The 11,910-nt window shown below is 71.4% G+C and carries 9 protein-coding genes; 3 read left to right on the top strand and 6 right to left on the bottom strand.

Annotated features, from left to right (window positions below):
* Positions 1-62: 62 nt before the first annotated feature.
* The 3 genes from pyk to pta all read right to left on the bottom strand — a co-directional run bounded on the left by pyk (position 63) and on the right by pta (position 4,919).
* Positions 63-1,496 (bottom strand): pyruvate kinase, encoded by a 1,434-nt coding sequence (gene pyk / locus ACWGIF_RS31630; RefSeq protein WP_453502611.1) that lies wholly within the window; start codon positions 1,494-1,496, stop codon positions 63-65.
* Positions 1,497-1,558: 62 nt separating this feature from the next.
* Positions 1,559-2,782 (bottom strand): acetate kinase, encoded by a 1,224-nt coding sequence (locus ACWGIF_RS31625; RefSeq protein ID WP_453502609.1) that lies wholly within the window; start codon positions 2,780-2,782, stop codon positions 1,559-1,561.
* Positions 2,783-2,828: 46 nt separating this feature from the next.
* Entirely contained in the window at positions 2,829-4,919 is a 2,091-nt protein-coding gene (gene pta, locus ACWGIF_RS31620) for a phosphate acetyltransferase (protein WP_453502607.1), read from the bottom strand.
* 223 nt (positions 4,920-5,142) lie between these two features.
* Here pta and ACWGIF_RS31615 point away from each other — a divergent pair, with 223 nt between their 5' ends.
* On the top strand, positions 5,143-6,168 hold the full coding sequence (locus ACWGIF_RS31615; protein WP_453502605.1) for an ATP-dependent 6-phosphofructokinase: 1,026 nt from the start codon (positions 5,143-5,145) through the stop codon (positions 6,166-6,168).
* Positions 6,169-6,293: 125 nt separating this feature from the next.
* Here the strand turns inward: ACWGIF_RS31615 and ACWGIF_RS31610 are convergent, their stop codons facing one another.
* Complete coding sequence (locus ACWGIF_RS31610) at positions 6,294-6,917, bottom strand: helix-turn-helix domain-containing protein (protein ID WP_453502612.1); 624 nt, start codon at positions 6,915-6,917, stop codon at positions 6,294-6,296.
* 442 nt (positions 6,918-7,359) lie between these two features.
* On the opposite strand from ACWGIF_RS31610, the gene ACWGIF_RS31605 reads away from it, so the two are divergent.
* On the top strand, positions 7,360-7,752 hold the full coding sequence (locus ACWGIF_RS31605; protein WP_453502603.1) for a MerR family transcriptional regulator: 393 nt from the start codon (positions 7,360-7,362) through the stop codon (positions 7,750-7,752).
* 17 nt (positions 7,753-7,769) lie between these two features.
* Positions 7,770-8,120 carry a thioredoxin family protein gene (locus tag ACWGIF_RS31600; protein ID WP_453502602.1) on the top strand — a complete coding sequence of 117 codons (351 nt, stop codon included), beginning with the start codon at positions 7,770-7,772 and terminating at the stop codon, positions 8,118-8,120.
* Here ACWGIF_RS31600 and glgB read toward each other — a convergent pair.
* Together glgB and ACWGIF_RS31590 are read right to left on the bottom strand one after the other, a co-directional pair.
* Complete coding sequence (gene glgB, locus ACWGIF_RS31595; protein WP_453502600.1) at positions 8,110-10,395, bottom strand: 1,4-alpha-glucan branching enzyme; 2,286 nt, start codon at positions 10,393-10,395, stop codon at positions 8,110-8,112. The genes ACWGIF_RS31600 and glgB overlap by 11 nt on opposite strands.
* Positions 10,392-11,849, bottom strand: a complete 1,458-nt coding sequence (locus ACWGIF_RS31590; protein WP_453502598.1) for a maltokinase N-terminal cap-like domain-containing protein — start codon at positions 11,847-11,849, stop codon at positions 10,392-10,394. The genes glgB and ACWGIF_RS31590 overlap by 4 nt, the downstream gene beginning before the upstream one ends.
* Positions 11,850-11,910 lie beyond the last annotated feature (61 nt).

The following is an 11,910-nucleotide window of genomic DNA, read 5'->3' as shown; positions in this document are numbered from 1 at the left end:
CCGCATCACTGCGGGGTGCCGCCCTCGGCCTCTGTGCGGCAGAGTCGTGTGGTGCGGCGGGCTCAGGCGGCCGTGCCGCCGCCGCCCAGGTGGTGGACCCGGACCATGTTGGTGGTGCCCGGGACGCCGGGGGGCGAGCCGGCGGTGATGACCATGGTGTCGCCGTCGTTGTAGCGGCCCAGCTTGAGCAGCTCGCCGTCCACCAGGTCGACCATCGCGTCGGTGGTGTCCACGTGCGGGACGATGTAGGAGTCGACGCCCCAGCTCAGCGTCAGCTGGTTGCGGGTGTTGACGTCGGTGGTGAAGGCGAGGATCGGCTGGGTCACGCGGTAGCGCGACAGCCGGCGGGCCGTGTCACCGGACTGGGTGAAGGCGATGAGCGCCTTGCCGTCGAGGAAGTCCGCGATCTCGCAGGCCGCGCGGGCGACGGAGCCGCCCTGGGTGCGGGGCTTCTTGCCCGGGACCAGCGGCTGAAGGCCCTTGGAGAGGAGCTCCTCCTCGGCCGCCGTGACGATCTTCGACATCGTCTTGACGGTCTCGATCGGGTAGGCGCCCACGGAGGACTCGGCGGACAGCATGACCGCGTCCGCGCCGTCGAGGATCGCGTTGGCGACGTCGGACGCCTCCGCGCGCGTCGGGCGGGAGTTGGTGATCATCGACTCCATCATCTGGGTGGCGACGATCACCGGCTTGGCGTTGCGGCGGCACATCTCGATGAGCCGCTTCTGGACCATCGGGACCTTCTCGAGCGGGTACTCGACGGCCAGGTCGCCACGGGCCACCATGACCGCGTCGAAGGCGGCGACCACGGCGGCCATGTTCTCGACGGCCTGCGGCTTCTCGACCTTGGCGATGACGGGGACCCGGCGGCCCTCCTCGTCCATCACCCTGTGGACGTCCTTGACGTCGCCGGCGTCGCGCACGAAGGACAGGGCGACCATGTCGCAGCCCATCCGCAGGGCGAAGCGGAGGTCGTCGACGTCCTTCTCCGACAGGGCGGGGACGTTCACGGCGGCACCCGGCAGGTTGATGCCCTTGTGGTCCGAGATGACACCGCCCTCGATGACGATGGTCCTGACCCGCGGGCCCTCGACCTCCGTCACCCGGAGCTCGACGTTGCCGTCGTTGATCAGGATCTGGTCACCCTTGGCGACGTCGCCCGGGAGCCCCTTGTAGGTGGTGCCGCAGATGGACTTGTCGCCGGGGACGTCCTCGGTGGTGATGGTGAACTCGTCACCGCGCACCAGCTCGACGGGACCCTCGGCGAAGGTCTCCAGACGGATCTTCGGGCCCTGGAGGTCGGCCAGGACGCCTACGGCGCGCCCGGTGTCCTCGGAGACCTGCCGGACGCGGTCGTACCGCTCCTGGTGTTCTGCCTGGGATCCGTGGCTGAAGTTGAATCGGGCCACGTTCATACCTGCCTCGATGAGCGCTTTCAGCTGCTCATACGAGTCGACGGCGGGGCCCAGCGTGCAGACGATTTTGGAACGGCGCATGGAGCGGATCCTATCGGTTTGTTTCGTAGCGGAATATTCCGGCTGGTGGAAAGTCCAAGTGACTACCCGGTAACCAGCGCGTACGTCTGGGTGGCGATCTCCAGTTCCTCATCCGTCGGGACCACCGCCACGGCCACGCGGGCATCGTCCGCCGAAATCAGCCGGGGTTCCGGGGAGCGCGCCGCATTGGCTTCGAGATCCAGTACCAGGCCCAGCCCGGCCAGGCCGTCCAGTGCGGCTTCGCGGACCTGGTGGGCGTTCTCGCCGACCCCGGCCGTGAACACCACCGCGTCCACCCGCCCCAGCACCGCCGAGTAGGCCCCGATGTACTTCTTCAGACGGTGGACGTACGCGGCGAAGGCGAGGCTCGCCGCCTCGTCGCCCTCGCCCGCCCGCCGCATCACCTCGCGCATGTCGTTGTCGCCGCACATGCCCAGCAGACCGCTCTTCTTGTTCAGGAGCGAATCGATCTCATCCACCGAGAAGCCGCCCACCCGCGCCAGGTGGAAGACGACCGCCGGGTCGAGGTCGCCCGAACGGGTCCCCATGACCAGCCCCTCCAGCGGCGTCAGCCCCATGGAGGTCTCCACGCACACGCCGCCGCGGACGGCCGACGCGGAGGCGCCGTTGCCCAGGTGCAGGACGATCACGTTCACATCCTCCACCGGCCTGCGCAGGAGCCCGGCCGTCGCCCGGGAGACGTAGGCGTGGGAGGTGCCGTGGAAGCCGTACCGCCGGATGGCGTACGCGTCGGCGGTCGCGGCGTCGATCGCGTACCGCGCCACGTACTCCGGCATCGTCGAGTGGAAGGCGGTGTCGAAGACCGCGACCTGCGGGAGGTCTGCGCGCAGCGAGCGCGCCACCTCGATGCCCGTCACGTTCGCCGGGTTGTGGAGCGGAGCCAGGGGGATCAGATTCCGGATCTCCGCCAGCACCTCGTCGTCGATCACGGTCGGCTGGGTGAACCTCGTCCCCCCGTGCACCACCCGATGCCCCACCGCGGCCAGTTCGGGGGAGTCCAGGCCCATCCCGTCGGCGGCGAGCTCCGCCGCGACGGCCTTCAGCGCGGCCTCGTGGTCCGCGATCGGGCCGAGCTGCTCGCGCTTGCCGCCGGCGGCGTCCGGGGCCGAGCCTCCGGTGATCCGCTCGTGCACCACCCGCGAGTTCTCCTCGCCGATGCGCTCCACCAGGCCGACGGCGAGACGGGACCGGTCCGCCATGTCGAGGAGCTGGTACTTGACCGAGGAGGAGCCGGAGTTGAGGACGAGTACGCGCGATGCGGTCACGATGAGGGTCTTTCCTTTTCGCGGGCGGTGGGTGAGGGGAGGGTGATCAGGCGGTGGCCGTGGGCGCCGGCGCGCGCTGCGCCTGGATCGCGGTGATGGCCACGGTGGTGACGATGTCCTGGACGAGCGCACCGCGCGAGAGGTCGTTGACCGGCTTGCGCAGACCCTGCAGCACCGGGCCGACCGCGACCGCGCCCGCCGAACGCTGCACGGCCTTGTACGTGTTGTTGCCGGTGTTGAGGTCGGGGAAGATCAGCACCGTCGCGCGCCCGGCCACCTCGGAGCCGGGCAGCTTGGTCGCGGCGACCGAAGGCTCCACGGCCGCGTCGTACTGGATCGGACCCTCGACCTGCAGGTCGGGGCGCTGCTCGCGGACGATCTCGGTGGCCTTGCGGACCTTGTCCACGTCGGCGCCCGAACCGGAGGTGCCGGTCGAGTACGAGAGCATCGCGATCCGCGGCTCGACGCCGAAGGCGGCGGCCGTGGCGGCCGACTGCACGGCGATGTCGGCGAGCTGCTCGGCGCCCGGGTCCGGGTTGACGGCGCAGTCGCCGTAGACGAGGACCCGGTCGGCCAGGCACATGAAGAAGACCGAGGAGACGATGGACGCCTCGGGCTTCGTCTTGATGATCTCGAAGGCAGGGCGGATGGTCGCCGCGGTGGAGTGCACCGAGCCGGAGACCATGCCGTCGGCCAAGCCGCGCTGGACCATCAGCGTGCCGAAGTAATTGACGTCGGTGACCACGTCGTTGGCCAGCTCGACGGTCATGCCCTTGTGGGCGCGGACCTGCGCGTAGTACTCGGAGAAGCCCTCCCTCAGGGGGGAGGTCGCCGGGTCGATGAGCTGCGCGCCCGAGATGTCGACGCCGAGGTCGCCGGCCTTCTTCAGGATCGCCTGCTCCTCGCCCAGCAGGGTCAGGTCGCAGACCCCCCGGCGCAGCACCACGTCCGCGGCGCGCAGCACGCGCTCCTCGGTGCCCTCGGGCAGGACGACGCGGCGGCGGTCGGAGCGGGCCCGCTCCAGCAGCTCGTGCTCGAACATCATCGGGGTGACGCGCTCCGAGCGGGCCACCGACAGCAGTCCGCGCAGCTCGGCGGTGTCCACGTGCCGCTCGAACAGGCCGAGCGCGGTCTCCAGCTTGCGCGGGGTCGCGGAGTTCAACCGGCTCTGCAGGGAGAAGAGTTCGGCTGCGGTCGGGAAGCTGTTGCCGGCCACCGACACCACGGGCGTGCCCGGCGCCAGCTTGGAGGCCAGGGTCAGGATGTCCTTGCCCGGGCGCTCGTTCAGGGTGAGGAGCACACCGGCGATCGGCGGGGTGCCCGAGGTGTGTGCGGCCAGTGCGCCGATCACCAGGTCGGAGCGGTCGCCGGGGGTGACGACCAGGCAGCCGGGGGTCAGGGCGTTCAGGAAGTTCGGCAGCATGGCGCCGCCGAAGACGAAGTCCAGTGCGTCGCGGGCCAGCCCGGCCTCGTCGCCGAGGAGCACCTCGCCGCCGAGCGCCCGGGTGATCTGGGCGACGGTCGGAGCGGACAGCGACTTGTCGTCCGGCAGTACGTAACAGGGCACGGGGAGCCGGGCGGCCAGTCGCCCGGCTATCGCGTCGCGGTCCTCCGCCGCCACCCGGTTCACGACCATCGCGACCACGTGGCAGCCCAGGCTCTCGTAGGCGCGGTAGGCGTTGCGGGTCTCGGCGCCCACGGCCTCGGCCGGGTGCTTGGTGCCGCCCACGACGGGGACGACGACGGCGCCCAGCTCGTTGGCGAGGCGCGCGTTGAGCGCCAGCTCGTCGGGGAGGTTGGTGTCCGCGTAGTCGGTGCCGAGGACGAGCATGACCTCGTAGTCGCGGGCCACCTGGTGGTAGCGGTCGACGAGCCGGGAGACCAGCTCGTCGGTGCCCTTCTCGGCGAGGATCGCCGAGGCCTCCTGGTAGTCCATGCCGTAGGCCGTCGCGGCGTCCTGGTCGATCCGGTAGCGGGCCTTGAGGAGGTCGAAGAGGCGGTCGGGTGCGTCGTGGAGCAACGGACGGTAGACGCCGACCCGGGCCGTCTGCCGCGTCAGCAGCTCCATGATCCCCAGCTCGACGACCTGTCGGCCGTCCCCCCGTTCGATACCGGTCACGTACACGCTGCGCGTCACGCCCGCTCTCCGTCCCATGCTCTGGATGTCTGTTTGGTGTGGCTTGACCTCTTGACAATACCTCTGTCAATAGGTAGGGCGCCCGCCGGGAAAAGGCCTGGCCGGGATGGCCGAAAGGCCGGGAGGGCGGAGCGGCAGAAAACGCGCGACACCCCGGGCCCGTGGAACAATCGGACAGGCCTCATCATTACGCCCTTCATATGTATGGCAGGAGACCAGCACGATGCGTATCGGAGTTCTCACCGCAGGCGGCGACTGTCCGGGGCTCAACGCTGTCATCCGGTCGGTCGTACACCGTGCCCTGGTCGGGCACGGCGACGAGGTCATCGGTTTCGAGGACGGTTTCAAGGGCCTCCTCGACGGCAACTTCCGCCCTCTCGACATCAATGCCGTCAGCGGCATCCTCGCCCGAGGCGGCACGATCCTCGGTTCGGCGCGCATGGAGCGCGCCCGTCTCCACGAAGCCGCCGAGAACGCGCAGGAACTGGCGACGCGCTACGGCATCGACGCCCTCATCCCGATCGGCGGCGAGGGCACCCTGACCGCCTCCCGGATGCTCTCGGACGCGGGGATGCCGGTCGTCGGCGTGCCGAAGACCATCGACAACGACATCTCCTCCACCGACCGCACCTTCGGCTTCGACACCGCCGTGATGGTCGCCACCGAGGCCATCGACCGCCTCAAGACCACCGCCGAGTCGCACCAGCGCGTGATGGTCGTCGAGGTCATGGGCCGCCACGCGGGCTGGATCGCCCTGGAGTCGGGCATGGCCGGCGGCGCCCACGGGATCTGCCTGCCGGAGCGCCCCTTCGAGGTGGACGCGCTGGTGAAGATGGTGGAGGAGCGTTTCGCCCGCGGGAAGAAGTTCGCCGTGATCTGCGTCGCCGAGGGCGCGCACCCGGCGGAGGGTTCCATGCCGTACGAGAAGGGCGCGATCGACCAGTACGGTCACGAGCGCTTCGCAGGCATCGGCAACCGCCTCGCGATCGAGCTGGAGCACCGCCTCGGCAAGGAGGCTCGCCCGGTCATCCTCGGCCACGTCCAGCGCGGCGGTGTGCCCACCGCCTACGACCGCGTGCTCGCGACCCGCTTCGGCTGGCACGCCGTCGAGGCCGTCCACCGGGGCGACTTCGGCAACATGACCGCCCTGCGCGGCACCGACGTCGTGATGACCCCGCTCGCCTCCGCGACCACGGCGCTGAAGACCGTTCCCGAGGACCGCATGTACGAGGCCGAATCGGTCTTCTAGGCCGTGTACGGGCGGGACCTCCGTCCCGGCCTCCCCGGCCGAGCGGTGCGGATCCCGTCCCACACGCGGACGGGCCGGGGCCGCTTGCCCCGGCCGGCGGCGGTCCCCCCCGGTGCGCCCTACGGCTACGAAGCACCGCCCGCGAGCTCCCAGAACCGGTCCACGATCTCGACGAGGAACTCCCGGCCCGCGTCCCCGCTGCCCGCCTCGCCCTGGCCGCCGCCCCAGCTGAGCGTCGCCACCATCCGCGACTGGTAGTCCCCGTGCAGCCGCTCCAGCACCGCCTCCAGGTGGTGCTTGGGAATCGGCAGCAGCTTGTTCAACGGTTTCACGTACGCCTGCCAGCGCGTGGTCACCGCACTGCGCAGCAGGTCGGCCAGCTCGTCATGCTTGCCGGTCACCGTCACGAACTGGGCCAGCGTCAGACCCAGCACCGTGGCCAGGGCGGCGGACTGCCGCTCGTTGCCCTTCCAGCGCCCGGTGTCCTCCATCTTCTGGTAGGCGTTCGTGTCGAGGCCGACCCGCCGGGCCAGCTCGTCCGCGACCAGCCCGCGGGCGATGCGGTGCTCCCGCAGGGTGACCGGCTCGGCGAGCAGCTCGCCGGGCGCACACCACAGGACTCCGGCGAGCGCCGTGAGCTCGGCGGAGGAGGGTGATATCTCGCCCCGCTCCCAGGCCATCACGGTCTCGGGGGCGACGACGAGCCCGTACTGGGCGCGCAGGCCGTAGGCGACATGACCGGGAGCCATGCCCAGGGCCGCGCGCAGGCGACGCGCGGCGGGGGCATTGAATGGTGGGCTGGAGTGCACACCGCACACCGTAGAAGTGGCCGGGCTGTGGCGCCTACAGACCAAACAAACAAGCCCATACCCTGGAGGAACGTCCTATGAAGTTAAGGCGTTTCGCCGGTTTTCTCTGCGACTGTCCGGTAACCGGTGAGCTTGAAGATCCTTTGATGCGTACGGTTCCAGCCAAAGCCTGCCGACGCAAGAGCCGTCACACCCTTCACACAACTTGAACCGGACACCTCTCCCGTACGTGGTTCCTTCCGGGGGCCCTCGCATACGGGGGTGGCGAGGGCCCCCGCCCGCAAAGCCCGCCCCCCGCAAACCCGCCCCTCAAGCGGCCCGCAAGCCCGTCCCCGTCCCCGTCCCTTGCCTTGACGTCGGCGTCAAGGCTTACGGTCGCAGCATGCGCATCGGCGAACTGGCGGAACGCGCCGGGACCAGCACCCGGACGCTGAGGTACTACGAGTCGCGCGGGCTGCTGCCCGCACGGCGGGCCGGCAACGGCTACCGGACCTACGACGAGGACGACCTGCGGCTGCTGAGTCAGATCCGCACGCTGCAGGACTTCGGCTTCGAGCTGGAGGAGACCCGGCCCTTCGTGGACTGCCTGCGGGCCGGCCACCCGGCCGGGGACTCCTGCCCGGCCTCCCTCGCCGTGTACCGGCGCAAGCTCGCCGAGCTGGACGGCCTGATCGGTCAGCTCGCCGACGTGCGCGAGCAGCTCACGCGACAGCTGGCCGATGCGGAGCGGGCGGCCGGCGAGGCGGCCGTGCCGAAATGTGAGATGACCGGATGAGAGGGATGGGGACAGACATGAAGGCCCACGGTGTGGCGCAGGTGACCGACGCGGATTTCGAGGCCGAGGTGCTCGGGGAGCGGGGGCGGCCCGTCCTCGTGGAGTTCACGGCGGACTGGTGCGGCCCCTGCCGCCAGCTCGCGCCCGTCCTGTCCGCGATCGCCGTCGAGGAGGCCGACCGGCTCAAGGTCGTGCAGATCGACGCGGACAGCAACCCCGGGTCCGTCTCCCGGTACGGGGTGCTGTCCATGCCGACCCTGCTCGTCTTCCGCGACGGCGAGCCCGTGAAGCAGATGATCGGGGCCCGGGCCAAGCGCAAGCTCCTCCAGGAGCTGGAGGAGGAGCTGGCGGCCGCCGCTAAGGCCTGAACCAGACCGTCGTCAGCGGCGGGAGGGTCAGGCGCAGGCTCGCCGGGCGGCCCTGCGCCGCAACCGGCTCCGGCCGCAGCGGCTGCGTGTGGTGGACGCCGCTGCCGCCGTACACCTCCAGGTCGGTGTTGAGCACCTCCCGCCACAGCGGCACCTCCTCCGGCACCCCGATCCGGTAGCCGTGCCGGACCACGGGCGAGAAGTTCGACACGCACAGGAGCGGCGAGCCGTCCTGCGCGTACCGCAGGAAGGCGAAGACGTTGTCCTCCGCGGCGTCGGCCTCCACCCAGGCGAAGCCCTCCGGCACGGTGTCCCGCTCCCACAGGGCGGGCGCCGCCGCGTACGTGCGGTTCAGGTCGCGGACGAGGTTGCGGACGCCCCGGTGGTCGCCGGCCGCCACGTAGGAGTCGTCCAGCAGCCACCAGTCCGGCCCGTGCGCCTCCCGCCACTCGGAGCCCTGGGCGAACTCCTGCCCCATGTAGAGGAGCTGCTTGCCGGGGTGCGCCCACATGAAGCCGAGGTACGCCCGGTGCGACGCCCGCTGCTGCCACCAGTCCCCGGGCATCTTCGACACCAGCGAGCCCTTGCCGTGGACCACCTCGTCGTGCGAGATCGGCAGCACGTAGTTCTCACTGAAGGCGTAGATCATCCCGAAGGTCATGTCGTGGTGGTGGTACTTGCGGTGGACCGGGTCTTTCGACATGTACCGCAACGTGTCGTGCATCCAGCCCATGTTCCACTTCATGCCGAAGCCCAGCCCGCCGCCGTCCGTCGGCCGGGTGACCCCGTTCCACGCCGTGGACTCCTCGGCGATGGTCACCACACCAGGGCAGCGCCGGTACACGGTGGCGTTCATCTCCTGGAGCATGGCCACCGCGTCCCAGTTCTCGCGCCCCCCGTGCTCGTTGGGCGACCACTCGCCCTCGCCGCGCGAGTAGTCGAGGTAGAGCATCGAGGCCACCGCGTCCACGCGCAGCCCGTCCACGTGGAACTCCTCGCACCAGTACACGGCGTTGGCGACGAGGAAGTTGCGGACCTCCTTGCGGCCGTAGTCGAACTCCAGCGTTCCCCAGTCCGGGTGCGCGGCCCGTCGCGGGTCCTGGTGCTCGTACAGAGGCCGCCCGTCGAATTCCGCGAGCGCCCAGTCGTCGCGCGGGAAGTGCGCGGGCACCCAGTCGACGATCACCCCGATCCCGGCCCGGTGCAGCGCGTCCACCAGGAACCGGAAGTCGTCCGGGGTGCCCATCCGCGAGGTCGGCGCGTAGAAGCCGGTGACCTGGTAACCCCACGAGCCGCCGAAGGGGTGCTCGGCGACCGGCATCATCTCCACGTGCGTGAAGCCCAGCTCCTTGACGTACGCCGGGAGCTGTTCCGCGAGCTGCCGGTAGGACAGCCCGGGCCGCCACGACGCCAGGTGCACTTCGTACACCGAGAAGGGGGCCTGGTGCGGGGCCGGGGTGCCGCGCTCCGCCATCCACCGGGCGTCCTGCCACTCGTACCGTGAGGCGGTGACCACCGACGCGTTCGCCGGGGGGACCTCCGCGGACCGGGCCATCGGGTCGGCGCGCAGGGTGTGACTGCCGTCCGGGCGCGTGATGTCGTACTTGTACAGCGTGCCCTCGCCCACGCCGGGCAGGAACAGCTCCCAGACGCCCGTCGCACCGAGCGAGCGCATGGGATAGGCGACGGAGTCCCAGTACGAGAAGTCCCCGGCGACCCGGACCCCCTGGGCGTTCGGCGCCCACACCGTGAACCGGGTTCCGGCCACGCCCTGGTGCTCCATCGGCTGGGCGCCGAGCGCCGTCCACAGCTGTTCGTGGCGGCCCTCGCCGATCAGGTGCAGGTCCAGCTCCCCGAGCGCCGGCAGGAACCGGTAGGGGTCGTGGATCTCCACCTCGCCGCCGTCGTACGTCACCAGCAGCCGGTACTCCGGCACCCCGGCCAGCGGCAGCAGCCCGGAGAACAGCCCGTCTCCGTCGTCGAAGAGCTCGGCCCTAAGCCCCTTGGCCACGACCGTGACCGCCTTGGCGTAGGGGCGCAGTACCCGGAAGGCCACCCCGCCCCGCTGGGTACGGGCGCCCAGCACGGCATGTGGATCGTGGTGGCGGCCCTCCAGCAGCCGCGCCCGTTCGTCACCGCCGAGCGCGGGGGCCGGGCGGACACCATGCGGAGGATCGGCCCGGCGGGCCCGGGGCGCGCGGGCCTTCTTCGCCGCCGCCGGGGCGGGTGCGGCTTCGTCGCGGACGGTCGGTGACGGCTGTCGTGCGGCGCTCACGCGAGCGGCCTCCTCGGGGGCTTCGGATGGGGGTGGGGGAGCGGATGCGGGCCGATGGGGCCGGGGGCGGGCGGGGTCGGCGGCACGCGGTGGGCGGGTCGCGAGGGCTCCGAGAGCCGCCGGATCGCGGCCATCGGGACGTGCAGCCAGTCGGGGCGGTGCCGCGACTCGTAACGGGCCTCGTACACCGCCTTGTCGGTCTCGTACGCGCGCAGCAGCACGGGGTCCTCGCGCGGGTCGCGGCCCGTGGTGCGGGCGTAGCCCTCGCAGAAGGCGGCCCGGCAGTCGTCCGCCCACGCGGGGGCGAACGGCCGGTGCGAGCGGGCGGCGTAGTCGAAGGAACGCAGTATCCCGGCGATGTCGCGCACCGCCGGTTCGGGACGGCGCCGGTCGGCCAGCGGCCGGGCGGGCTCGCCCTCGAAGTCGATCAACGACCAGCTGCCGTCGAGGGTGCGCAGGGTCTGACCCAGATGGAGGTCCCCGTGGATCCGCTGGGCGGGCACCCCCGCCCCGCGGGATGCGGCCAGGGCGTCGAAGGCGCCCCGCAGTCCCGCCTCGTAGGGCCGCAGCGCCGCCACCTCCCGGGCGGTGGCGGCCAGCCGCGCGGTCATCCCGGCGGCCAGCCGGGCGGTCTGCTCCGGGCCCAGCGCCACGGTGGGCAGGGCCGCGGCGAGCGCGCTGTGCACCTCGGCGGTGGCCCGGCCGAGCGCGTGCGCCTCGGCGGTGAAGTCGCCCCCGGCGCCGAGCCGGCGCAGCGCGAGCTGCCAGCCGTCGTCGGAGCCGCGCAGATACGGCTGGAGCACGCCCAGGGTCAGCGATTCGCTCCCGGGCGGCTCCGCCTCGTACCAGGCGACCGGCGCCGGGACCCGGGTGCAGCCGGCGGCGGCCAGGGCCCGGGGCAGCTCCAGGTCCGGGTTGATCCCGGGGCCGACCCGGCGGAACACCTTCAGGATGAACGAATCTCCGTAGATCAGTGAGGAGTTCGTCTGCTCCCCGGCCAGCTGCCGCGGCGCGAGTCCCGCCGGGATCGGCGTGGCCGGATCCCGGTCGAAGCGCAGCGGGCCGAGCACGCCGGGAGAGCGCAGCCGCTCCAGCAGCATGGCCGCGAGCCGGGGATCGCCCAGCGCTTCGTAGACCGCACGGCCGGCGTACGGTCCGTCCTCGGCGTGCCCGATCAGGGTCGGCGCGAGTGCGGGCGGCAGGGACGGGCGGATGCCCAGCAGCAGTTGGTAGCAGTCCCCGTCGACGTCGAGGAGCAGGTGCAGCAGTCCCGGGGTGGAGCCGGGCGGCAGCAGCTCGGCCGCCGAGACGGTCCTGAGCCTGCTGATGGTGCGGCCCTTGCCCGCGAACCAGCGCTGCGTGGGCAGCCAGGCCCTCAGCATCGGTTCCAGCGGGGCGATCCCGGCGGCCCGGTCGGCCGTCAGCCGGCTCCGGGCGGATGCAGCCTCCGACATGGCGTCGCGTCCTTTCCCCGGGCCGTCACAGAATGCGCAGAGTGTCCCGGATGCGCGGCAG

It is taken from the genome of Streptomyces sp. NPDC054849 (genome assembly GCF_053610945.1).
Note: the sequence above shows the minus strand (reverse complement) of the source record. Positions and strands in the feature narration are given on the sequence as shown.